The 21,668-nt window shown below is 63.4% G+C and carries 23 protein-coding genes, 1 tRNA gene and 1 pseudogene; 2 read left to right on the forward strand and 23 right to left on the reverse strand.

From position 1 onward, the window contains the following. The first annotated feature begins 258 nt into the window (after nucleotides 1–258). The gene (locus CXY71_RS21110; RefSeq protein WP_158253064.1) at nucleotides 259–408 is read left to right on the forward strand and encodes a hypothetical protein; all 150 of its coding nucleotides are present in this window, start codon (nucleotides 259–261) and stop codon (nucleotides 406–408) included. A gap of 5 nt (nucleotides 409–413) precedes the next feature. On the opposite strand, the gene CXY71_RS11090 is transcribed toward CXY71_RS21110, so the two are convergent. From CXY71_RS11090 to rplU, 20 genes and pseudogenes are all read right to left on the reverse strand, one after another. Next, on the reverse strand, nucleotides 414–1,160 hold the full coding sequence (locus CXY71_RS11090; RefSeq protein WP_104135677.1) for an enoyl-CoA hydratase/isomerase family protein: 747 nt from the start codon (nucleotides 1,158–1,160) through the stop codon (nucleotides 414–416). Further along, nucleotides 1,157–1,672 carry a hypothetical protein gene (locus CXY71_RS11095; RefSeq protein WP_104135678.1) on the reverse strand — a complete coding sequence of 172 codons (516 nt, stop codon included), beginning with the start codon at nucleotides 1,670–1,672 and terminating at the stop codon, nucleotides 1,157–1,159. The genes CXY71_RS11090 and CXY71_RS11095 overlap by 4 nt, the downstream gene beginning before the upstream one ends. Before the next feature lie 78 nt (nucleotides 1,673–1,750). Beyond that, nucleotides 1,751–3,505 (reverse strand): malto-oligosyltrehalose trehalohydrolase, encoded by a 1,755-nt coding sequence (gene treZ, locus CXY71_RS11100; protein WP_104135679.1) that lies wholly within the window; start codon nucleotides 3,503–3,505, stop codon nucleotides 1,751–1,753. Continuing rightward, nucleotides 3,502–5,853 (reverse strand): malto-oligosyltrehalose synthase, encoded by a 2,352-nt coding sequence (gene treY / locus CXY71_RS11105; RefSeq protein ID WP_104135680.1) that lies wholly within the window; start codon nucleotides 5,851–5,853, stop codon nucleotides 3,502–3,504. The genes treZ and treY overlap by 4 nt, the downstream gene beginning before the upstream one ends. Next, the gene (gene glgX / locus CXY71_RS11110) at nucleotides 5,853–8,039 is read right to left on the reverse strand and encodes a glycogen debranching protein GlgX (RefSeq protein WP_104135681.1); all 2,187 of its coding nucleotides are present in this window, start codon (nucleotides 8,037–8,039) and stop codon (nucleotides 5,853–5,855) included. The genes treY and glgX overlap by 1 nt, the downstream gene beginning before the upstream one ends. 202 nt (nucleotides 8,040–8,241) lie before the next feature. Continuing rightward, nucleotides 8,242–8,586, reverse strand: coding sequence for a TIGR02611 family protein (locus CXY71_RS11115; protein WP_104135682.1), 345 nt, complete (start codon nucleotides 8,584–8,586; stop codon nucleotides 8,242–8,244). 47 nt (nucleotides 8,587–8,633) lie between these two features. Further along, the gene (locus CXY71_RS11120; protein ID WP_368665882.1) at nucleotides 8,634–8,921 is read right to left on the reverse strand and encodes a YchJ family protein; all 288 of its coding nucleotides are present in this window, start codon (nucleotides 8,919–8,921) and stop codon (nucleotides 8,634–8,636) included. A 39-nt stretch (nucleotides 8,922–8,960) separates the two neighbouring features. Continuing rightward, nucleotides 8,961–9,068, reverse strand: a pseudogene (locus CXY71_RS22655) (SEC-C metal-binding domain-containing protein); the annotation flags it as partial. Continuing rightward, the gene (locus CXY71_RS11125) at nucleotides 9,037–9,381 is read right to left on the reverse strand and encodes an Lsr2 family protein (protein ID WP_158253065.1); all 345 of its coding nucleotides are present in this window, start codon (nucleotides 9,379–9,381) and stop codon (nucleotides 9,037–9,039) included. The gene CXY71_RS11125 and the pseudogene CXY71_RS22655, both read right to left, overlap by 32 nt. Nucleotides 9,382–9,698: 317 nt before the next feature. Then, nucleotides 9,699–9,774, reverse strand: a tRNA-Ala gene (locus CXY71_RS11130). 73 nt (nucleotides 9,775–9,847) lie between these two features. Further along, nucleotides 9,848–10,261, reverse strand: coding sequence for a ribosome silencing factor (rsfS, locus tag CXY71_RS11135; RefSeq protein ID WP_104135684.1), 414 nt, complete (start codon nucleotides 10,259–10,261; stop codon nucleotides 9,848–9,850). Nucleotides 10,262–10,385: 124 nt separating this feature from the next. Continuing rightward, complete coding sequence (locus CXY71_RS11140; RefSeq protein WP_146072807.1) at nucleotides 10,386–11,348, reverse strand: hypothetical protein; 963 nt, start codon at nucleotides 11,346–11,348, stop codon at nucleotides 10,386–10,388. After that, nucleotides 11,345–11,938, reverse strand: a complete 594-nt coding sequence (gene nadD, locus CXY71_RS11145; protein WP_104135686.1) for a nicotinate-nucleotide adenylyltransferase — start codon at nucleotides 11,936–11,938, stop codon at nucleotides 11,345–11,347. Before nadD ends, CXY71_RS11140 begins: the two co-directional genes overlap by 4 nt. Nucleotides 11,939–11,953: 15 nt before the next feature. Further along, a complete protein-coding gene (locus tag CXY71_RS11150; RefSeq protein ID WP_104135687.1) occupies nucleotides 11,954–12,163 on the reverse strand; it encodes a hypothetical protein in 210 nt (69 codons plus the stop codon). 123 nt (nucleotides 12,164–12,286) lie between these two features. Continuing rightward, complete coding sequence (locus tag CXY71_RS11155) at nucleotides 12,287–13,555, reverse strand: glutamate-5-semialdehyde dehydrogenase (protein WP_104135752.1); 1,269 nt, start codon at nucleotides 13,553–13,555, stop codon at nucleotides 12,287–12,289. A gap of 47 nt (nucleotides 13,556–13,602) precedes the next feature. Beyond that, nucleotides 13,603–14,409, reverse strand: a complete 807-nt coding sequence (proB, locus tag CXY71_RS11160) for a glutamate 5-kinase (RefSeq protein WP_104135688.1) — start codon at nucleotides 14,407–14,409, stop codon at nucleotides 13,603–13,605. A gap of 133 nt (nucleotides 14,410–14,542) precedes the next feature. Then, entirely contained in the window at nucleotides 14,543–15,349 is an 807-nt protein-coding gene (proB, locus tag CXY71_RS11165; protein WP_104135689.1) for a glutamate 5-kinase, read from the reverse strand. Further along, nucleotides 15,346–17,034 (reverse strand): GTPase ObgE, encoded by a 1,689-nt coding sequence (gene obgE / locus CXY71_RS11170; RefSeq protein ID WP_104135690.1) that lies wholly within the window; start codon nucleotides 17,032–17,034, stop codon nucleotides 15,346–15,348. The genes proB (CXY71_RS11165) and obgE overlap by 4 nt, the downstream gene beginning before the upstream one ends. Nucleotides 17,035–17,230: 196 nt before the next feature. Continuing rightward, nucleotides 17,231–17,488, reverse strand: coding sequence for a 50S ribosomal protein L27 (gene rpmA / locus CXY71_RS11175; protein WP_035836705.1), 258 nt, complete (start codon nucleotides 17,486–17,488; stop codon nucleotides 17,231–17,233). 18 nt (nucleotides 17,489–17,506) lie between these two features. Further along, nucleotides 17,507–17,815 (reverse strand): 50S ribosomal protein L21, encoded by a 309-nt coding sequence (gene rplU / locus CXY71_RS11180; protein ID WP_104135753.1) that lies wholly within the window; start codon nucleotides 17,813–17,815, stop codon nucleotides 17,507–17,509. Between the two features lie 250 nt (nucleotides 17,816–18,065). Between rplU and CXY71_RS11185 the strand changes: the two genes are divergently transcribed. Continuing rightward, nucleotides 18,066–18,338: a DUF4031 domain-containing protein gene (locus tag CXY71_RS11185; RefSeq protein WP_104135691.1), complete on the forward strand. Its 273-nt coding sequence runs from the start codon at nucleotides 18,066–18,068 to the stop codon at nucleotides 18,336–18,338. A gap of 26 nt (nucleotides 18,339–18,364) precedes the next feature. Here CXY71_RS11185 and CXY71_RS11190 read toward each other — a convergent pair whose 3' ends face one another. Genes CXY71_RS11190 through CXY71_RS11200 form a run of 3 tightly spaced genes read right to left on the reverse strand, consistent with a single transcriptional unit; the run spans nucleotide 18,365 to nucleotide 21,609 of the window. Then, a complete protein-coding gene (locus CXY71_RS11190) occupies nucleotides 18,365–19,858 on the reverse strand; it encodes a hypothetical protein (protein ID WP_104135692.1) in 1,494 nt (497 codons plus the stop codon). Further along, nucleotides 19,848–20,627 (reverse strand): TIGR03943 family protein, encoded by a 780-nt coding sequence (locus CXY71_RS11195; RefSeq protein WP_104135693.1) that lies wholly within the window; start codon nucleotides 20,625–20,627, stop codon nucleotides 19,848–19,850. Before CXY71_RS11195 ends, CXY71_RS11190 begins: the two co-directional genes overlap by 11 nt. Continuing rightward, on the reverse strand, nucleotides 20,617–21,609 hold the full coding sequence (locus tag CXY71_RS11200; RefSeq protein WP_368665879.1) for a permease: 993 nt from the start codon (nucleotides 21,607–21,609) through the stop codon (nucleotides 20,617–20,619). The genes CXY71_RS11195 and CXY71_RS11200 overlap by 11 nt, the downstream gene beginning before the upstream one ends. Between the last annotated feature and the right edge of the window lie 59 nt (nucleotides 21,610–21,668).

Genomic DNA, 21,668 nt, shown 5'->3' on the forward strand with positions numbered 1-21,668 from the left:
CTGGGACCCAACGCAAACCTGGCGCCCCGCCCACACCCACCCAGCCAACACCCCCAGCCCAGAACCACCCTGGCGCACCTAACCTCGACTGTTCCCAATATGGCGGAGCGTTGTCGGTGGCTTAGCGTCTATCGCTGAACGAGTCTGGCCTCGTTCTGAATTTGCCGCAGCGACAGCCGAGTGGGTCACACCCCCGCGCGAATGCACTGCGGATGCGATACTGGGCGCAACAAGCGAGCAATCATGGAATGGGTAGCGATGTCTATTGGCACCGTCACCGCTATAGCCGTGGTCGTCGTCGCCATCTGGCAGCTCATCATTCCGGCGTTTCCACTTATGGGTGCGTTCATCTGGATCTCCCGGGGACAGGACTCCGTCGCCCGCCGCGCCCCCAGCCCGCGGGACTGAACCTGTCAGTGCTTTCGACGGGCGAGGAAGGCGTCCATTCGAGTGAACTTGGCCTCGGATTCGAACAGAATCGACTGGGCGACGTTGTCGACGAGTGGATGTGCCGCCCGCGGAGCGTGGAAAACTTCCTTGGCCAGACGGGTCGCCAGCGGGTCCTGCGCGGCGATGCGGTCGGCCAGCGCGTGGGCAGCAGTGAGCAGGTCGTCGGGGTCGTGCAGCTCGGTGACCAGATGCACGGCAAGGCATTCTAGGGCGCTCAGGATGCGTCCGGCCAGGATGATCTCCTTGGCCACCGGCTCACCGACGAGCTCGGCCAGTCGCCAGAGCGCACCGGCGGCAGGCAGAATGCCGAGGGCTGTCTCTGGATTTCCGATCCGGGCGCTCGTGGAGGCAATGCGAAAGTCGGCCGCATAGGCCAGTTCGGCGCCGCCGCCGAGCGCCCAGCCGTCGATCGCGGCGATCACCGGCATCGGCAGCTTCGCGATGCGTGAGAACAGCCCGGAATTGATGCCGAGCAGCGCGTCGTCGCGGCGGCGTTCACGCAGCTGGGCGATATCGGCGCCCGAGGCGAAGACACCGTTCGCGCCGCTGATGATCAGGATGCGCGGCTGCTGCTCCAGTTCGGCGCAAATTGCATGCAGCTCACCGATCATGCTCTGGTCGATGGCGTTGCGCACGTCGGGCCGGTCCAGTTGCACGTGTACTCGGTCGTCGCGGCGCTCAATCGTGAGGGTGTTCGGGGTACTGGTCATTGTGGGACGTCTCCGTTGAGGTCGGGGCTGGAATCGGGGTCAGTCGTGCCGGCCGGGAACACCCGCTTGTAGCTGCGGCCGTCGGGCAGGGTCACCGTGCGGCTGACCAGGGTGCCACGCCGCACCTGCAGGTAGATGGCCTGGGCACTCACACCACGTTCGGCCGCTGCATCGGCGACGGACAGCCCGGGGAGGTCGGTCGGCACGCTGCTCGGCCGCACGGATCGTTTGCGGCCGGCTTCGAGGCGGGCGCTGATCTCGTCGTCGGTGCCGCCCCAACGCCATTTTGCCGCCGGAGGTTTGAGTCCGGTCGCATCAGCGATCTGATCCCATGGCACGTCGTCCGCGAGGGCGCCGCGAACGGCGGCGAGGGTGGCTGGGTCATTATCGAGAGCGGTCTGCAGCAAGCGGATGGCCCGCAGCCGATCCAGGGACGAGCCCGCGGCATCCGTTTGCAGCGTCAGCAACCGCTCGAGCGCGGCCGCCGTTGTCGGCGCCAGAAATGATCCCATGCGTGGTCCCTCGTCAAATCGGCTGCGACTGGAGGCAGCAGCCCTATCTTGCCAGACCCAAGGCGTCGTTTGAACAGATCAAGCCAGTACGACGACCGAGTGCGGGGCCAGCTGCAGGGCGTTGGGCAGTCGGCCCTGTAAGGCATCGCCAGCGGTGGCGAAGGCGAGCACGATCTCTCCCCCGCCGGCCGGGATGCGCACCGAACGCTCGCCGAGGTTGATCAGAATCTTGGTGCGGCCACGATGCAGCCGCAGCCACCCCTCGGCCGCATCACATTCGACGGCGATCTGGTCGAACCGGGGATCGGTGACGTCGGGATGTGTGCGGCGCAGCACCGCCAGCGCACGGTAGAACTCGAGCAGTCGAGCGTGCTCGGGCTCGACCTGTTCGCTCCAGTTGAGCTTGGAGCGCTCAAGCGTCACCGGGTCCTGCGGGTCCGGGACGATCGGCGGATCCCAGCCCATGCGGGCAAACTCGCTGATGCGTCCGGTGGCCGTTGCCGTGCCGAGTTCGGGTTCGGGATGCGAGGTGAAGAACTGCCAGGGCGTCGTCGCTCCCCATTCCTCCCCCATGAACAGCATTGGCGTATACGGCCCGAGCAGGGTCAGCGCCGCGGCAATCGCGAGCTGGCCGACATCCAGCTGGGCGCTGAGCCGGTCACCAACTGCCCGGTTGCCGATCTGGTCATGATTCTGGGAAGCGACGACCAGCCGCCAGGTGGGTGTCCGTTCCCGGTCGATACGGCGACCATGGGTGCGCTCGCGAAAACTCGAATAGGTGCCGTCGTGAAAAAACCCGTGGGTGAGTACCTTGGCCAGTGCGTCGAGCGGCTCGAAGTCGGCGTAGTATCCCGAGGTTTCCCCGGTGAGGGCGACGTGCACGGCATGATGAAAGTCGTCGCTCCACTGGGCGTCGATGCCGTAACCGTTCGCCTCTCGAGAGGTAATGAGGCGCGGGTCGTTCAAGTCGGATTCGGCGATCAGGGTGAGTGGCCGCCCGGTCTTAGCGCTGAGCGCGGCGACCTCGACGGCGAGTTGTTCGAGCAGGTGGGTGGCACTGCTGTCGCGCAGCGCGTGCACGGCGTCGAGTCGCAGGCCGTCGACGTGGTAGTCGCCGAGCCACATAAGTGCGTTGTCGAGAATGTAGCGGCGCACCGGGTCGGAGTGCGGCCCGTCGAGGTTGAGTGAGGATCCCCAGGTATTACCGGCGGCCTCACTCAGGTACGGACCGAACTGTGGCAGATAATTGCCACTCGGACCGAGGTGGTTGTAGACGACATCCTGAATGACACCGATACCACGCTGGTGACAGGAATCGACGAACGTCTGGTACGCGGCCGGACCGCCATAACCTTCGTGCACGGCGTACCAGAGCACACCGTCGTAGCCCCAGTTGTGGGTGCCGTTGAAGGCGTTCACCGGTAACAGCTCGACGAAGTCGACGCCGATCGATTGCAGGTGATCTAGCCGCGTGGCGGCCGCTTCGAGGGTGCCCTCTGGTGTGAACGTTCCGAGGTGCAGCTCATAGATGACGGCGCCGGCCAGCTGTCGACCGGTCCAGCTGGCGTCTTGCCAGATATGGGCCGACACATCGAAACTGCGCGACAGGGCGTGCACCCCGGCAGGCTGCCGCAGCGATCGCGGATCAGCGTACGGCCCGCGCCCGTCCACGATGAAGCCGTAGTCGAACTCGGAGTGCACCGCCGGTCGAGCGGATGCCGGGAGTTCCCACCAGCCGTCGTCGCGCGCGGCAAGTTCCAGCCGTCTAGTACCCAACATCAGGTGCATGGTCTGCGCGTCGGGTGCCCAGACCTCGAATTTCTGCTCATTCATGCGTATCGTCCGATGCGGTTGGGCGGGCGGACTCGGTCATCGGCAGCCACTAATAACGCCACCGGATAGCGGGCCAGCACATCGGCGACTCGCAGGCTCGGGCCGTCAAAGCGCTGGCGAGTGAGCACATCGACAACGGTGCGACCGGCCACGGCGATGGCCGTGTCGCCCCAGCCGCCGGCCTCATGCAGCCCAATCGGCAGCCGCGTGGTCAGGGTGATCGCCCCGCCGCGGTCGAACGCCACAACGTTGTTCGAGGCCGGGCCGAAGGCGGGTACGGGCAGGTAGCGGGTGAACAGGTCCGGCCGGTCGCGGCGCAGATGCAGGGCGCTGGAGGTGACCAGCAGTTTGGCCGCGCCGGTCTCGTCGACCGGCGGGAGCCATCCGTTCTCAAGGCGGGTCAGCAGGTCTCGGCGCCGCGCATAGTCGACCGGGCGACGATTGTCGGGGTCGACGAGCGATGTCTCCCACAGCTCGCTGCCTTGGTAGACGTCGGGGACGCCCGGCATGGTCAGCTGCAGCAGCTTCTGGGTGAGTGAATTGCTCCACCCGGGCTGCTGCAGCCGGTCAACCAGTGCGATGAGAAGTTCGCGGGTCGGCCCCGACGCGACGGCGGCCGTGACGAGGTCGCCGAGAGCCGCTTCGAAACCGGCGTTCGACTGCGTCCAGGTAGTCGCCGTGCCAGCTTCGCGCGCGGCCTTGAGCGCATAGGCGGCGAGCCGCTCCCTGCTGGCAGGCCAGGCACCCACGATGGCTTGCCAGAGCAGATTCTCGAAAGGCGCATCATTGAGCGGATGCGCCGCCCGCAGCTGCCCGAGCGCGGCCTCCCACTCGGCGGGGATCTCGGCGAACACCGCAATGCGTGCGCGCACGTCTTCGCCGCGTTTGGTGTCGTGGGTCGACAGCGTCGTCATCGAGTGCGGAAAACCCGCCTGCCGCGTGCGCTGCCGCTCGTGAAATTCAGGCGCCGTCACAGCGAACTCGTCGGGGTCGGCACCGACCTCGTTGAGCGAGGTCAGCCGACTGAATCGGTAGTAAGCCCGATCTTCCACACCCTTGGCCATGACCATGCCCGAGGTCTGTTGAAACCGCACTGCGGCCAGATGTCCCGGGTCGCCTAGCAGGGGCAGCAGCCGGTCGATCTCGGACTGCAGTTCCGGGCGCTGGAAGGCCGAGCGGCGAGCCGCCTCGCGCAGGTTCTCCAGGCCAACGGGCAGGTAGGAGCGATAGACCGGAAACCAGGCCAGCAGGTCGGCCAGAGCCTCAATTGTGGGTTCCAGGTTTTCCGCATCGCTCGGCACGAGTCGGGCGATACGCAGCACCTCGGAACGCAGAATGCCGTCGGTCACGTCACGCTTGTTGCGATAAACCAAGTCGGACCAGCCGGTGGCAACGCCCTGCAGCCTGGTCTCGAGCGCGTCGAGAGGCTCTTGGCCGGCCGGATCGACGAGCACCCGGTCGACGTCGGCGAGGGCGTCATAACCGGTGGTGCCGGCGGTCGCCCAGCTGGCCGGCACCGCCTCGCGCCCTTCCAGGATCTTCTCGATCAGAACGTAGCAGCCATTGGTGGCCCGCCGCAGGGATTCCAGGTAGCCGGCCGGATCGGCGAGCCCGTCGGGGTGGTCGACCCGCAGGCCCTGCACGAGGCCGTCGCGTACCCAGCGCACGATCTCACGGTGCGATTCCTCGAACACCCAGGGCACCTCGACCCGGATGCCGGCGAGACTGTTCACCGCAAAGAATCGGCGGTAATTCAACTCGGTGTCGGCGCGACGCCAGTTCACGAGCTCATAATTCTGTCGATCGTGCACGACGATGGGGCTTGCTCCATCGTCGGCGGTTCCGGAGGCCAGCGGATAACGCATGGAGAAGTAGCGCAGCTCGCCGTCCACGATCTCGAGCCGGTCGAGTTCCGTGCGGCCGTCCAAACCATCATCGCCGAGAACCGGAATACGAATCTTGCCATGACCGAACGCCCAGTCGACGTCAAAGGCCTCGGCGTAACGCGACTGCTGACCGTTCTGCAGCAGGTCCCACCACCAGGCGTTCTGCACCGGGCTGGCGACACCCACATGATTGGGCACAATGTCTACGAGCACGCCCCGACCGGCCTGATGCGCCGCCGCCGCAAGCCGGACGAGCCCCGCCGCACCGCCACGGGCCGGGTCGACCAGCGAGTGGTCAACCACGTCATAGCCGTGATCCGATCCGGGTTCGGCTTTCAACAGCGGCGACAGGTAGACCCAGTCGGCACCGAGAGAGCCCACGTAGTCCACGATTTTGGCCGCTGCATCAAGGTCGAATCCGGCCGTGATCTGCAGCCGGTAGGTACTCAGCGGCACCGACATCAGGTCAAGACCGAGAGGGTTATCAACCCGGTGTTGCCCGCGAGTGACGCGGCCACCGAATGATCCGGGTTAGCTTCGGGTTCGTGATAGGCGCGCATTACCACGAGGGACCGACCAGCTACCGTTTGACTGGCTCCGGCCGGACGGGCAATGGAATCGGCCCCCTCACCGGCGGTGTCGACGACGATCTCCCAGGCCGGGGCATATTCAACGGGCGGCAGCTTGAATTCGATGTCCTCGGCATCCGCGTTGAACAGCAGCAGAAAATTGACGTCGACGACGTCTTGCCCGCGCGCGTCACGTTCGCGGATTCCGTTGCCGTTGAGAAACTTGGCCAACGTGCGAGCCAAATTCTCGTCCCAATCTTCTGACGCCATCGGCTCACCGTCGGTGTTGAGCCAGACGATGTCGGGCAGGGACTCCCCCGCCACCCTTTTGCCCGGGCGCCCGTCGAAGAACCAGCTGCGCCGAAACGTCGGGTGCTCTCGGCGCAGGCGAGAGACCGCCGCTGTGAATTCGATCAGGGGCAGGTCGGCTTCGTCCCAGTGCACCCAGGTCAGTTCGGAATCCTGCGCATAACTGTTGTTATTGCCGAGTTGGGTGCGGCCCAGTTCGTCGCCGTGCAACAGCATAGGAACCCCCTGCGACAGCAACAGGGTGGCAGTAAAATTGCGCGCCTGACGGGCACGCAGCCCACGAATCTCGGGGTCGTCTGTAGGACCCTCGACGCCAAGGTTCCAAGACCGGTTGTGCGATTCGCCGTCGTTGTTGTCTTCACCGTTGGCGTCGTTGTGTTTCTCGTTGTACGACACGAGGTCAGCGATGGTGAATCCGTCGTGCGCCGTGACGAAGTTGATCGAGGCCATCGGGCGACGCCCCGAATGCTCGTACAGGTCGGCCGACCCGGCCACGCGCGAGGCGAACTCGCCGAGTGTAGATGGCTCTCCGCGCCAGAAATCCCGCACGGTGTCGCGGTACTTGCCGTTCCATTCCGACCACTGCGAGGGAAAATTGCCGACCTGGTAGCCGCCGGGCCCGACGTCCCACGGCTCGGCAATGAGCTTGACCTGCGACACGATCGGGTCCTGCTGCACGAGCTCGAAGAAAGTGGAGAGTTTGTCGACTTCGTACAGGTCTCGGGCGAGAGCGGAGGCCAGATCGAACCGAAAGCCGTCAACGTGCATCTCGAGCACCCAGTAGCGCAACGAATCCATGATGAGCTGCAGCACGTGCGGGTGCCGAACATTGAGGGTGTTACCGGTGCCGGTGTAGTCCATGTAATAGCGCTTGCCGTCGTCCATAAGACGGTAGTAGGCCTCATTGTCGATGCCTTTGAACGACAGGGTCGGCCCCATATGGTTGCCCTCGGCGGTGTGGTTGTAGACCACGTCGAGGATGACTTCGATTCCGGCGGCGTGCAGGCTGCGCACCATGCCTTTGAATTCCTGCACCTGCTGACCAAGATCGCCGGTGGAGGAATATGTGTTGTGCGGCGCGAAGAATCCGATCGAGTTGTAGCCCCAGTAGTTGTTCAGACCCTGCTCCATGAGGGTGCCATCGTTCACGAACTGGTGCACCGGCATGAGTTCGATGGCCGTCACCCCTAATTTCTGCAGATGGTCGATGACCGAGGGATGCGCCAATCCCGCGTAGGTACCCCGCTGGGTCTTCGGTACCGACTGATGCAGTTTGGTTAGTCCCTTGACGTGCGCCTCGTAGATCAAGGACTCACTGTATGGAGTGCGCAACGACCGGTCGCCGGTCCAGTCAAAGAAGGGGTTGACGACCACGCCGAGCATCACGTGCGAGGCGGAATCTTCGTCGTTCGGGGAGTCCGGGTCGTCGAAGTCATAGGAGAACAGCGACGGATCCCAGTCGATGGCCCCGTTCGTAGCTTTGGCATAGGGGTCGAGCAGCAGCTTGCTCGGGTTGAGCCGGTCGCCCGCTGCAGGGTTGTAATCGCCGTGCACCCGATAGCCGTAGCGCTGGCCCGGCTGCACGAGCGGCAGATAGCAGTGCCAGATATAAGCGGATGACTCGCTCACCTCGACGCGCGTCTCACCGCCGTCTTCATCAAAGAGGCACAGCTCGACGCGTTGGGCAGCTTCACTGAACAGGGCGAAGTTGGTGCCGCTCCCGTCAAAGGTGGCGCCGAGGGGATAAGCGGTTCCGGGCCAGGTTTCCATGAGACTCCTCAGAGTGAAAGGGACACGGTGTGAAGATGGAACACGGTTTAGATCGAACGGGAGCCGGACAGAATACGAGCACCTAGTTCAGACCGAGGCTCGCTTAAGGAATACGCTACAGGCATCCGCCGACATCTCTGCACACTCGCCGGTAAACCTACCGCGATGAAGTTCTGATCGCCCTGGTCGCTGGGGGAATGAGTTAGGAGATCGAGGTCGCAACGCGGCGATCACGGCGTGCGCGCCACCAAGCCCAGGCCCGAGTGACGATCCGTTTGAGGAACGCGCCCACCCGTCGAGCCGAGGCGAACTCCGTTCCAAGCACGGCGAAGCCCAGAAAAACGATGAGCCAGCCCGGCCCCGGCAGGGGGACCAGAATGATTCCTACCAGAACGACGAGGGTGCCCAGCAGGGCAACCGCAAGGCGATAGGCGAAGAGCAGATACGGATGCCCCTCAACCCACGCGCGTGCCCGACCCAGCGCGCGACGCACCGGGTGCCGGGGGTCGGTACCGGTTGCGATATCGCGGGAGAAGGCGTTAGACATATCATTCAATCTATGACGTATGGCTGGGAAGACGCTGCCGGGGGAGGTCAGTCCGCCGATTCGCCGTCGAGGTAACACCAACGCCCCGCCACCTTCTGAAAGCGGCTAACTTCATGCTGCTGCCCAGGAATACCATCTCGCCGATAGCGGGCAATGAATTCGACGACGCCGTCGCTATCGAGCATGCCCCCGGTCTCGGTCCGCAGAATGTCGAGCCGACGCCAAGTGACCGACGAGTCTAATTCGAGCGAGCTGGGCTTAGTGAGCGGATGCCAGCTGTCCAGCAGGTATTGCGCGTGACCGAGCGCAAAGGCACTGTAACGCGACCGCATCAACCACTGGGCAGTGGAAGGAACGGCCGTACCAACGTGAAACCGACCGCAGCAGGCGGAATAGGTGTCCCCGCTCAGGCAGGGACACCGCAAATCCTCGTGCAGTACGGAACCTGTCTTAATTGGCCTGTGCGCTCGAATAGGCCGCACGCACGGTCGCGGCAATGCGCCCGCGGTCGGAAACCTGAATGCCATTGGCTGCAGCCCATGCCCGGATTGCCTGGAGCTCACCACGATCCGATTTTGCTCCGCTGGCGGCTCGCGCTTTCGCGGGCACATAGCCAACTCTGCGGGCAACGTCGGCGTAGGGCTTCAAGGCTGCTCGAAATTCAGCGAGATTCTTTTCTGACAGATCGACCTCATAGGAGTTGCCCTCAAACGCGAAAGCAACGGATGCCCCCGAGCCATTCTCGATAACGGAACCGTCGAGGTCATCTAACAATTGAACGGTGGTCTTTTTCATGCTGTATATCTCCAATTTATGAGGGATGCATTCGGGACGCATATATTGAATTCGTGCCTGTGGGGTTAACCACTAAGAGATTATCGCTGACCAAAACTTTTTCCGATACCCGCCACGCGGTATTTCTTCGGCAGTTTTGAACCTGGCAAGGATGCCGCTATTGCGCAGGCAGGTCGTGGACTCAACTAACTCTGGCAATTGCCCGCAGAAACTCCCGAAAAAACTTGTCACGAAGATAGCAGCATTCTTCAGCCCGCTTCAGAAAACCGGGGAAAAAGTACAAAAAAGCCCCGACAATATCGGGGCTTTTTCTGTTTTGGTGGATCCGAGGGGATTCGAACCCCTGACCCCCTGCATGCCATGCAGGTGCGCTACCAGCTGCGCCACGGACCCAGATTGTTGTTTCAAACCTCTCCGAAACAACTTTGTTAGCTTACAACACAGAATGTGATCTGCGAAACCGAAGCTACTCCGCGACCTCTTCCACGTCGCCCTCTGCGCCAGCTTCGGCTGCCACTTTGGCCGGGATCCCGGTCGGAATCACCGGGCAGTCCTTCCAGAGGCGTTCCAAGGAGTAGTACTGGCGCTCTTCCTCGTGGAAGACGTGCACGACTAGGTCACCGAAGTCGACGAGTACCCAGCGTCCGGCAGCGCGCCCTTCACGACGCAGCGGCTTGTAACCGGCCTCGATCAGTTTGTCTTCAATCTCACCGGCAATGGCAACGACGTTGCGCTCTGAGCGCCCGGTGACGATGAAGAAGATATCGGCCAGGGGAAGCGGATTGGACACATCAAGTGCGACCAGATCTTCGCCTCCCTTCGAATCCGCGGCGGCAACGGCAATTTTGAGCAGCTCGAGAGCGTGAGGCGATGTGGTCATAACTGAATCCTTGAGATTATGCCGCGGGGCGTGAATGCGCACGCGGCGATGAAGGGGGGAACTGAGGAAAACGCGTCATATCGACGCGTCGGCAGAAATGAGGGGAACGATCCGCGCAGCGGCACTAGAAAATGCCTGACAGGTAGCCAGTGATAAAGAGCGTGAGAACACTGACCGCAAGAATCGCGGTCGTGATGACCAAAACCATGGGAAGCGACGCCCGCTGCTTCTTCGGCGGGGTCAGCATGCCGCGAGTAGACGCATGCGTACTCACGGCGCGACTGGCGCTGACCGGTGCCGAGTCGCCGCCAAGCTGGTCCGCATCGAGCTGGTCCGTCATGTGGTCCATCTCGGATGAATCAAACAGGTTGGGATGCGCCCCGGTCGAGCCAAGGCTGCGTGGCAGATCGAAAGATCCCGTGATCATGATCTCACCGGTGTTGGAGATCGGACTCACGTTGGGGCCCTGATGCGGAAGCGACGGTAAGATGAGCGCATTCGTCGTCGTCGGGATACCGCCGGCGCCGATTCCGCGATTGATCAGTTCATCTAGCGACTGTTCGGGTGCGTGCACCGGCGTTTGCTCGCCCGAATCAACGGACCAGTGACCGACGGGCGGAGTCCAACCGGTGGACTCATTCCGCTTCGGCTCGATCAGCTCGGGCTCGATCAGCTCGGCCTCGATCAGCTCGTGCTCGGAAACCTCGGTCGCGGGTACGACTGGCGCTGACACTGTCGGAACGGCATCCGCTAGCTCTGATTGGTTTTGACGCGCCTGCAGGGCTCGCAGTTCGCGGCGACTCAGGGTGTGCTCCGCGGCGGGAACGACAGACGGAGGTATCGACGTTTCCACGGGTGCAGTGGATGCCTCAGGTTCTGCGGGCACGGCTGGTTCGCTGGCCTGGTCGGGCGTGTGATGGCGGCTGGACCGCCGCGCGGCTGGGGCATTCCCCTGGGCTGCCAGCGCAGCGGGACGCAGGGCTGCGGGGGTCAGCGCGGGCACGTCAAGGACGGGGACGGGCTCCTGATGACGCGCAAGTTCACGCGCCTGACGTCGGCTGAGCGGCTGAGGCTCTCCCAACGTCATGCCACACTCCGATACAGATGATGCTTTGAGATGTACTGGACGACCCCGTCGGGGACCAGATACCAGACCGGGAAACCCCGATTGACCCGTGCCCGGCAGTCAGTGGACGAAATGGCCAGTGCCGGAACTTCCAATAAGCTTACGTCCTGGTTAGGTAAACCCGAAACGCTCAACTCATGCCCCGGACGACTCACAGCGACGAAATGGGCCAGCTGCCAGAGCTCGTGTACGTCTTTCCACCCGAGGATCTGCGTGATGGCATCCGCTCCGGTGATAAAGAACAGTTCGGCGTCTGGTCGTTCCTCGTGCAGGTCCCGGAGCGTGTCGATCGTATAGGTCGGCCCAACCCGGTCGATATCGACGCGACTTGTGGTGAATCGCGGATTTGACGCGGTGGCGATGACCGTCATCAGATAACGATGTTCCCCGTGGGTCACACCGCTTTTCTGCCAGGGCTGCCCGGTGGGTACGAAGACGACTTCATCGAGGTCGAAGCTCTGAGCCACTTCGCTCGCGGCGACGAGGTGTCCGTGGTGGATGGGGTCGAAGGTACCGCCCATCACGCCGATGCGCGGACGACGAACTGTCACGTTACGATCAGGTTTCTAGTGGCCACCGGTGCTGGAGCCGTGTCCGCCGCGTGCTGCCGCGTAGGCGTCGGCCTTGCCACTGTGACGGTTGGAGACATCGCGAAAGCTCCACAGCACGACGCCCAGGGCGAGAAACAGCACGGCCGCCACCATCGGGTAGGCAATCAGGGGCAGGGGCAAGGCGATGTGCTCGACCTCGGTCAGCACGGCAGTCACAAAGGACATCGGTTCTCCATTCAGGCACAACGGCAAAGCACGTTACTCGAGCTCTTCATATCCAAATTACGGGTGCGACGTTTCACGCCGCCGCACCCATTCTAGCGGCAGCCAGCAGTTACCTGGCCAAAGCTACGAGCGCACCTGCCCGGTGCCGCGCACGATCCACTTGGTGCTGGTCAGCTCGGGCAAGCCCATCGGGCCGCGGGCATGCAATTTCTGGGTGGAAATACCCACCTCGGCTCCGAAACCGAACTCGCCACCGTCGGTGAACCGAGTCGAGGTGTTGACCATGACCGAGGCCGAATCCACCTCGTTCAGGAACCGCTCCGCGTTCTGCAGGTCATTGGTGATGATCGACTCTGTGTGCCCGGTCGAATAGCGACGGATGTGCGCAATCGCCTCATCGAGAGAATCCACGATTGCAACCGAGAGGTCGAGACTCATATATTCGGTGGCCCAGTCATCATCGGTGGCCGGGACTGCGGTCGGGTGGAGGGCGCGGGTGCGGGCATCCGCGTGAATCGTGACCCCGGAGGCTTCCAGCTTGCCCAGCACGTCGGGCAGAAGTCGTTCGGCGGCGCTGCGGTGCACGAGCAGGGTTTCGAGGGCGTTGCAGACGCTGGGCCGGTGGGTCTTGGAATTGTGCACGATATCGATCGCCCACTGCTTGGTGGCCGTTTCGTCGAGGAAAATGTGCACGACGCCGGCGCCGGTTTCAATGACCGGAACCTGAGACTCGGTCACGACGGTGCGAATGAGGTTGGCGCTGCCGCGAGGAATGAGCACATCGACGTAGCCCCGTGCTTTCATGAGTTCGGTCGCGCCTGCGCGGCCGAAGGGATCGATGGTCTGCACCGAGTCTGGGTCGAGCCCGGCGGCCGCGATGGCGGCCTGTACGAGGTCGATGAGAACTCGGTTGCTGTTCTCGGCGGCGGACCCACCGCGCAGCACGACAGCGTTGCCGCTCTTGATGGCGAGGGCGGCGAGGTCGACGGTGACATTGGGGCGGGCCTCGTAGATAACGCCGATGACGCCGAACGGCACCCGCACCTGGCTAATCTTGATACCGTTGGGCAGGCTGCTACCGCGCACGACCTGGCCGACCGGGTCGGTCAACAGGGCGATCTGGTCGACGGAATCAGCGAGAGCCATGATGCGTGGCTCGTCGAGCTTGAGCCGGTCGAGCAGCCCCGCGATCAGACCGTTGGTCGTCCCGGCATCGAGGTCGACCTGGTTCGCTGTGACGATGGCCGTGACGTTTTCCCGCAAAGACTGGGCGATCAACTTGAGCGCCTTGTTCTTCACCTCCGTCGGTGCCGAAGCGAGTGACAGGGAAGCGGTGCGAGCGGCCTCAAGGGTGGGCGTGAGTTGGGCGACATCGTTCAGTGACTGCAACATGCCCTTTAGTTTACCGGAGGGCATGTCGAGAGGCTATTTCGATTTCCTCAGCGGATGCGCTGGGCCGACGGTGCCGACGAGGGTTCGAACCAGGTTCCGACCGGTTCGCCGCGCAACGCTTCAGCCACGAGACCGGTCGCGGTGACGAGCACGGCGGTTCCCGCCTGCGCGGCAATCCGGGCGGCCGTGATTTTGGTACTCGCTCCCCCGGTGCCTACCCCGTTGACCTTGGTTGCGCCGAATTCCATGCCGATCAGCGGATCGCCGGAGGCCACGTGGCTGATGCGCTCTGCTCCGGGCAAATGGGGCGGGCAGGTGTAGAGCGCGTCGACATCACTGAGCAGCACCAGCAGGTCGGCGTCGATCAGGATGGCCACAAGGGCGGCGAGTCGGTCGTTGTCGCCAAATCGAATTTCGTGGGTCGCCACCGTGTCGTTTTCGTTCACGATCGGCAGGATCCGCAGCGCCATCAGGCGTTCCATCGCCCGCTGGGCATTGCCCCGGTGGGTGGCGTTATCGAGATCGCTCGCGGTGAGCAGTACCTGCCCGGCGACGATGTCATAGCGGTCGAGACTGTCCTGGTAACGAAAGATCAACAGATTCTGACCAACGGATGCCGCCGCCTGCTGGGTCGCCAGGTCGGTGGGGCGTTCCTGCAGCTGCAGGTACGGCATGCCGATGGCGATCGCACCCGAAGACACTAAGATAACCTCGGTGCCGCGGCCATGGGCTTCGGCGAGGGCATCAACAAGGGGTGCGATCTGCCCGGAATTCTCGCCACTGATCGACGAGGACCCCACTTTGACGACGATACGCGCCGCCGACCGAACCAGTTCCTGCGAGCGGGCCCTCACTCGGAAACCATGAACACTGCACGTACCAACGGATTGCAACCGCACATGTAACTGGTCCTCCGGCGAGAATTAGGGACGCAACGGAAGCGACCAGAGGCAGTTTAGCGCAGCCGGGTCGGGCCCCCAATCAGGCTCAGAGCAGCGCGCGACGCTCGTGGCTGGGCGTCGGCTCGAACCAGGTGCCGACGTGCTCGCCGCGCAGGGCAGCCGCGGCCAGCTCGGTCGATGTGACCAGAACGGCGGTTCCGGCCTTGGTCGCGAGCCGGGCGGCGACGACCTTCGTGCTCGCTCCTCCGGTGCCGACGCCGGTCGCTCCGCTCGAGCTGAACACGAACCCATCGAGCGGGTCATCCGCTGCGATGAAATCGAGCTTCTCGGCACCGGGCAGATGCGGCGGCTTGGTATAGAGCGCGTCGACGTCGCTGAGCATGATGAGCAGCTCCGCATGGATAAGCGTGGCTACCAGTGCGGCGAGCCGGTCGTTGCTTCCAAAGCGCAGGCCATACACGGCGACGGTGTCGTTCTCGTTGACGACGGGCAGGATGCGCAGGTCGAGCAGACGCTCCAGCGCACGCCGGGTATTGCTGCGGTGCGGCTCTTTGAGAGCGTCGCCCTCGGTCAGCAGCACCGTGCCGGCGGCGATGCCATACCGGTCCAGGCTTTCCTGGTACCGAAAAATGAGCACATTCTGCCCCACTGCAGCGGCCGCCTGCTGGGTGGCGACGTCACCGGGCCGTTCTTTTAGGTTCAGAAACGGCATGCCGGTGGCAACCGCGCCGGAGGAAATGAGCACGACTTCGGTTCCGCGACCATAGGCCTCAGCCAGCGCGTCGACCAGTGGGGTGATCTGGTCAGAATTATCACCGCTGATCGACGAGGAGCCGACCTTGACGACGACGCGTTTCGCGCCCGCGACGTTTTCTCTGGCTAAGCCAGTCACTTCTGAACTTCTTCCGTCGCTTCGCTGTCGACGTTCGCTTCCGCTTCGGCTTCGGCTTCGACCGTGGTGTCCGTGTCGACCTCGGTATCAGTGTCGGCCGTAGCGTTAGTGTCGGCCGGGGCAACACTGCCGTCCGCTGCCACCTTGACGTCGGCGAGGCGCACGTCTTCGTTGTACTCTTCTTCGCCAGTCTGCCACATGCCGGCTTCGCGCTCTCGAATGAGTTCGGCCCGTGCGGAGGACTTCGCATCCATGCGGCCGAAGTACTCCTCGCGGCGTTCGTTGCTGGTCCGGCGCTTGGGCTCGTCGACGCGGGGGTCCGTTCCGCGGGGAGCAGTGATGAGCTCGGCGGTCGAGGTAAGCGTAGGCTCCCAGTCGAAGACGACACCGTGGCCGGGGCCGATGATGACGGTCGAGCCGGCGATGGCACCGGACTTGTACAGTTCGTTCTCGATTCCGAGCTTAGCGAGCCGGTCGGCGAGGAAGCCGACGGCCTCGTCGTTGGTGAAGTCGGTCTGCTGAATCCAGCGTTCCGGCTTGGTGCCGAGGATGCGGTAGATGTTGCCGAAGGTGCCACCCTCGACCTTGATGACGAAACCACCCTCGTCGACGGCTTTGGGCCGGATGATGATGCGCGGCTTCTTCGCTTCGGCAGCAGCTGCCTCGACGCGGCCCTGTTCGACGACCCCGGCGAGGGCGTAGTTGAGCTGCTTGAGGCCCTCATGGGTGACGGTGGAGATCTCGAAGACGCGGTAGCCGCGGCCCTCGAGTTCGGCCTTGACGAAGGCGGCGAGTTCGCGGCCCTCTGGTACGTCGATCTTGTTCAGGGCGACCAGCTGTGAACGCTGCAACAGCGGCTTCTGACCCTCGGGCACCGGGTAGGCGTCCAATTCGCCGAGAATGACGTCGAGGTCGCTGATCGGGTCGCGGCCGGGCTCGAGGGTAGCGCAGTCGAGCACGTGCAGCAGGGCGGTGCAGCGCTCGACGTGGCGCAGAAACTCCAGGCCGAGACCCTTGCCCTCGCTCGCGCCCTCGATCAGTCCGGGTACGTCGGCGATGGTGTAGCGAGACTCGCCGGATTCGACGACGCCAAGGTTGGGGTGCAGCGTGGTGAACGGGTAGTCGGCGATCTTGGGCCGAGCCGCGCTCATGGCGGCGATGAGGCTGGACTTGCCGGCAGAGGGATACCCGACGAGCGCGACATCCGCTACAGTCTTGAGCTCGAGGTAGACATCGCCTTCCCAACCGAGCGTGCCGAGCAGGGCGAAGCCGGGGGCCTTGCGTTTGGTCGAGGCGAGGGCAGCGTTACCGAGCCCGCCTTGGCCGCCGGGCGCGACGACGAGGCGCAGCCCGGGTTCATTCATATCGAGCAGCTCGTTGCCCTCGACGTCCTTGACGACGGTACCGATGGGTACCATGAGCTCCCGCAGATCGCCATTGTGCCCGTTGCGGTGGTCACCCATGCCGGGGCCGCCATTGTCGGAGCTGCGGTGCGGTGAGCGGTGGTAGCCGAGCAGGGTGGTCGTGCTCGGATCGGCCACGAGCACAAGGTCGCCGCCGCCGCCGCCGTTGCCGCCGTCCGGGCCGGCGAGAGGTTTGAATTTCTCGCGCTTGACCGAAACGCAGCCGTTTCCTCCATTGCCCGCTCGTAAATGCAGCGTCACGTGGTCAACGAATGTGGCCATGGAGTGCCCCTTTCAGGTGGCGCAAGAAATGCTTCAAAACGAAGGTGCTATGAAACGTTGTGCGGTAAATCAGTACTGCGGTGAATCAGTACTGCGGTAATTCAATGCTGTGTTTGATCAACACCGCTGTGAAACACGTAAGGGCGGACCGAAGCCCGCCCTGACGATGTGCTGAAAAGCACCGTACTGTGAAAACCTACTCGGCTGCCACCACGATGTTGATGACCTTGCGGCCACCCTTGGCACCGAACTGCACGGAGCCGGCTTCCAGGGCGAAGAGTGTGTCGTCTCCGCCACGACCGACGTTGACGCCGGGGTGGAAGTGCGTGCCGCGCTGACGAACGATAATCTCGCCCGCTCCGACAACCTGACCGCCGAAGCGCTTTACGCCGAGGCGCTGAGCGTTCGAGTCACGACCGTTGCGAGTGGAACTCGCACCTTTTTTGTGTGCCATTTGTCTATCTCCTCAGGCCTAGGCGATGCCGGTAACCTGAACGCGAGTGAGCTCCTGACGGTGCCCCTGACGCTTCTTGTACCCGGTCTTGTTCTTGAACTTCTGGATGACGATCTTCGGACCGCGAAGGTTGTTCAAAACCTCGGCGGTGACCTTGATTTTGGCCAGCGACGCCCCGTCAGAGGTGATCTTGTCGCCGTCGACGAGAAGCACTGCGGCCAGCTCGACGATGCCGTCCTTGTCAGCCTTGATTCGGTCCATCGTAACGATGGTCCCGACCTCTACCTTCTCCTGCCGCCCTCCGGCGCGCACAACTGCGTAAACCACTTTACGTACCAATCTCTGGGGAGCCCAAGGCTCTGAATCTGAAAATTCACTAGCGTGAACTGACTGCTGTAATTGACTGCAGCGCACGAACCGGTTGGCCCAGCACACTCAGAAAACCTCGGCATTTGCGTTGATTTTGCCTAACGCACACCAGGGGTTGACTTTACCTGATTCGCTACCCGTGGTCAAACCAACAGCGCGGCGTGTCCGAACCACATCTGAAACACTGTGCGGCTCGTAGACTTCGATCATGGCAATACTTATCGACCAGCCTAGCTGGCCGGCGCACGGAACGGTATGGGCGCACCTCGTGAGCGACTTGAATCTTGACGAATTGCATGCCTTCGCCACCGCCGTCGACCTTCCGCGGCGCGGATTCGATCTGGACCACTACGACGTGCCGGAAGCCAGCTACGACGAGTTGGTCGCCGCGGGCGCCCTCCCGGTCACTTTTCGCGAGATGATCGTGCGGTTGCGCGCCAGTGGGCTGCGGGTGACCGCTCGGGAGCGACGCGGAATGTAACAGCCGCGGCGTCAGCCACCCGGCAACTACTGCCAGGTGGCGTCGAAACCGAGTACGCTGCGGCGCAACGCACCGGTCGCCACGTTCACAAACAGGGTCGTCGCATCCGTCGCCTGGGCATTCACCGGGTATTCGTCAGAGAGTTCGCTGTCGCGGTTGGGCACGACCTGCACCGCCAGGTACTGGTTGTTGGGTGAGATCTCGAATCCGACGATGGTTTCCAAAGCGGATACCGGCGCGTAGACAGTGCGCGCCTGGCCCCCCGCAACGAGTGACAGGTACTGCCGCACGGCACCGGTCGCGGGATCGAACTCGGCCACCCGCTGCACGTACCGGTCGGTCTCTGTATCTCTGTCTGTCCCAACCAGAAACCGTAGCTCGGCGGTGTACTGCGTGGTGCCTTCCACGCTCTGCGGCACAATCGTCGACTCTGTCCCCTGCGAGAGGTCGAGCACGTATTGCCCGTCACGGTCGGAGACCGCGATGCGTACCCCGTCGGGGGCGAACGTGGTGAGGTTGGCGAACTGACCGAGTGGAACCGGTGCGTCGAACTCTGGTTCATTCTCGAGCGGGTTGCCCCCGGACTGGTCAAGCGGATTGATCAGCAGCAACGTCGAATCGTACTGCTGCGCGACGATATCGGCCCGACCGGCCATGAAATCCCAGGTCGTGACACTGAGCGGATCGCCGAACAGACCGGGCACCGGAGTAGACGCGTTGGTGCGCAGGTCGAGGACGAACAGCACGTTTTCGTAGCGGGGGCCCGCAGTATCCGCTGCGCTGGTGAATCGAAAGCCTAGCAGCGACTGGCCGGGGGCTGCCTGCAGGTCCTGAACGAGCCCCGTTCCTGGCAGGTTGAGCGCCTCGGCGGTGCCGTCGGCATCGACGCGGTAGAGCGCGTTGGTGAGGCCGCTACTGCCCTGCTCGGAGTTGACCGTAACGACGGCCAACTCTGCGCCGATCGGCACGAATTCCTGAATGTTCGCGGACTCAAAGGCAACGACGGTCTCGGCGGAACCGACCGTCGTGCGCAGAATGCGGTCGACTCCCCGAGCTTCGGCCCCGCTCGCCGGGGCGGCTCGGCTCAGATAATGGAGCGACGGTTCGGAGGTACTGAATTCTGCGCTGAGTGACGATTGGCGGTCAACTGACGACCCGGTGACGCCTCGCACGGAAACCGTGTAGTCCGTGTTGTAGGCGAGGGGCTGCGGGAAGGAAATAACGACCGAGTTGCCGCTCGTCGTGAGCTGGAAGTCCGTGGTCGGCGCGATGCTCACCTGGTCGCGCGTGACGTCCACCAGCTGGCGGTTGGTCGCGAGCACCAGCCGCTGGTTGGCCGAGGAAACGACGGCCAGGGTGTCGACATCAACGGAAGTGAGCCGGGGTCCGCTGCTCAGGTTCACTGCGACGAGGGCGAGGCAGGCGACCACCAGTCCGCCCACGAGCAGCCAGAGAGCACGGCGAAACGGGCGCAGCTGCCCGGCCGACGCTAAATCAGTCGCTGTTAAATCAGTAGACATAGGGATCATTCGGCTGGTCAACGGGTAGAATTTCGACCGGCGTGATTGCGAGGGCGTCGCTTGCCGCGGCGCTCGCGTTCAGGTCGAAACGACCGGTGACCTGCACCCAGTCATCGACCTCGTACTCGTCCTGCCAGCCGGGCAGATAGACCGGGACGCCGATCGGCTGGGCATCGACTGCGCAGCAAGTCACGACGAACCGGGCGACGTAGAACACGTTCTCCGGATCATTGGAATCGGGGGTCACAAACCCGGTGACCTGTGCGGTTTTATCGGAGTAAAACGCTGGGTCGGATGATTGCGCGAGCAACGACACCCATTCCCGCACGCTCAGCTGCTCGAAATCGCCCGTACCGATGAGTGCAGCGGCCTGCTCGGCATCATCATCGGTGCCGAGTCCGCCGGAGTTCACCTCGCGCTGGGTAGCGGTTGCGCTCGTCAGTGTGGTTGGCGGCACCACGACCATGGCGACACCCATGACGAGCAGCAGCACGACACCCACACCGGTCAGGGTCGTTTCCACCCGGCCGGTGCGTTCCACCGCGAAGTGGCGACGGCGCGCGAAACCGGCGCTCACCAGCACGAGCCCGACGAGCGCCATCGCGATCGTGAAGACGAAGTAGCGCGGGTGGATATACAGCCCGAGCTGACCGCTCAGGCCGAGCCACAAGGTCGCCACAACGACGACGAGGCTGAGCACAACCCCCTGCCACCGCTCAGCCCAATAGCGCAGAACCTGACTTCCGCCCGAAATTTGGCTACGCCGCATAGTTCACCAACAGTCCAAGCGCCGCACTCATCAGACCCACCACGACGGTGATCTGCACGAGGGTGCGGCTCGTGAACGTCGTGCGCATCAGAGCCAGCATCTTCACGTCGATCAGGGCACCGAAGACGAGAAAAGCCACGATGCCACCGGGGAGAAAAGTGCTGCCAAAGGACAGCACGAAAAAGGCGTCGACGTTGGAACAGACTGCCACGATGAAGGCCAGGGCCATCATGGCCAGCACGGACCAGACCGGATTGCTGCCGAGGGCCAGCAGCACCGAGCGCGGCACGAACACCTGGGTAAGGGCGGCCACGGCCGATCCGATGAACAGGGCCGGCATGATGACCGAGGTCTCGCGAATGAAGATTTCGGTGGTTCGGCTGAACCGGCTCTCCTTGGCATGCTCATGGCTGTGCTCCTGAGCATCGTGCCCGCTAGTGGAACCGACAGCACAGGCCGCCGCGAACTTCGTCGTCAGCAGACTTTGCGGGTCCGGGTGCTTGCTGAACAGCCAGCCGACGACATTGGCGATAAGGAACCCGCCGAGCAGCCGGGCCACCAGGATGTGACCGTCCCAGCCGAACGCCTGGTGGGTGGTGATGATGGTGATCGGATTCAGAATGGGCGCGGCGAGCAGAAAGGTGATCGATTCGGAGACGGTGAACCCACCGACCATGAATCCGCGAGCGAGCGGAACATTGCCGCACTCGCAGACCGGAAAGAACATGCCAAGCAGCGAGATCGACGCCCGCCGCAGTATGGGGTTGCGCGGCAGATGCCGGGCAAGCACGCCGTGCGGCAGCCAGACCTGCACGACCGCGGACAGCAGAATACCCAGAAAAACGAACGGCACCGACTCGATGATGACGCTGATCGCGAGGGTCAGGGTGTCCTGCACTCGGTCCGGTAGCGAGAAACCGCTCAACTGCTCGTCGACGAAGGCCGGCGACAGGGCCCGCACGACGAAAACGGCGAGCACCACCAACACCCCTGCAGTGAGGCCGAAGTGCCATCGCCGCAGGAGAGGGAGCTGCCCGCCGA

The organism is Cryobacterium sp. Y62 (genome assembly GCF_002929785.1).
Taxonomy (GTDB): domain Bacteria; phylum Actinomycetota; class Actinomycetes; order Actinomycetales; family Microbacteriaceae; genus Cryobacterium.

Coding starts and splice junctions, on each gene's coding strand:
- CXY71_RS21110 (WP_158253064.1), top strand. CDS start 259: ATGTCTATTGGCACCGTCACCGCTATAGCCGTGGTCGTCGTCGCCATC.
- CXY71_RS11090 (WP_104135677.1), bottom strand. CDS start 1,160: ATGACCAGTACCCCGAACACCCTCACGATTGAGCGCCGCGACGACCGA.
- CXY71_RS11095 (WP_104135678.1), bottom strand. CDS start 1,672: ATGGGATCATTTCTGGCGCCGACAACGGCGGCCGCGCTCGAGCGGTTG.
- treZ (WP_104135679.1), bottom strand. CDS start 3,505: ATGAATGAGCAGAAATTCGAGGTCTGGGCACCCGACGCGCAGACCATG.
- treY (WP_104135680.1), bottom strand. CDS start 5,853: ATGTCGGTGCCGCTGAGTACCTACCGGCTGCAGATCACGGCCGGATTC.
- glgX (WP_104135681.1), bottom strand. CDS start 8,039: ATGGAAACCTGGCCCGGAACCGCTTATCCCCTCGGCGCCACCTTTGAC.
- CXY71_RS11115 (WP_104135682.1), bottom strand. CDS start 8,586: ATGTCTAACGCCTTCTCCCGCGATATCGCAACCGGTACCGACCCCCGG.
- CXY71_RS11125 (WP_158253065.1), bottom strand. CDS start 9,381: ATGAAAAAGACCACCGTTCAATTGTTAGATGACCTCGACGGTTCCGTT.
- rsfS (WP_104135684.1), bottom strand. CDS start 10,261: ATGACCACATCGCCTCACGCTCTCGAGCTGCTCAAAATTGCCGTTGCC.
- CXY71_RS11140 (WP_146072807.1), bottom strand. CDS start 11,348: ATGACGTTGGGAGAGCCTCAGCCGCTCAGCCGACGTCAGGCGCGTGAA.
- CXY71_RS11150 (WP_104135687.1), bottom strand. CDS start 12,163: ATGTCCTTTGTGACTGCCGTGCTGACCGAGGTCGAGCACATCGCCTTG.
- CXY71_RS11155 (WP_104135752.1), bottom strand. CDS start 13,555: ATGTTGCAGTCACTGAACGATGTCGCCCAACTCACGCCCACCCTTGAG.
- obgE (WP_104135690.1), bottom strand. CDS start 17,034: ATGGCCACATTCGTTGACCACGTGACGCTGCATTTACGAGCGGGCAAT.
- rpmA (WP_035836705.1), bottom strand. CDS start 17,488: ATGGCACACAAAAAAGGTGCGAGTTCCACTCGCAACGGTCGTGACTCG.
- CXY71_RS11185 (WP_104135691.1), top strand. CDS start 18,066: ATGGCAATACTTATCGACCAGCCTAGCTGGCCGGCGCACGGAACGGTA.
- CXY71_RS11190 (WP_104135692.1), bottom strand. CDS start 19,858: ATGTCTACTGATTTAACAGCGACTGATTTAGCGTCGGCCGGGCAGCTG.
- CXY71_RS11195 (WP_104135693.1), bottom strand. CDS start 20,627: ATGCGGCGTAGCCAAATTTCGGGCGGAAGTCAGGTTCTGCGCTATTGG.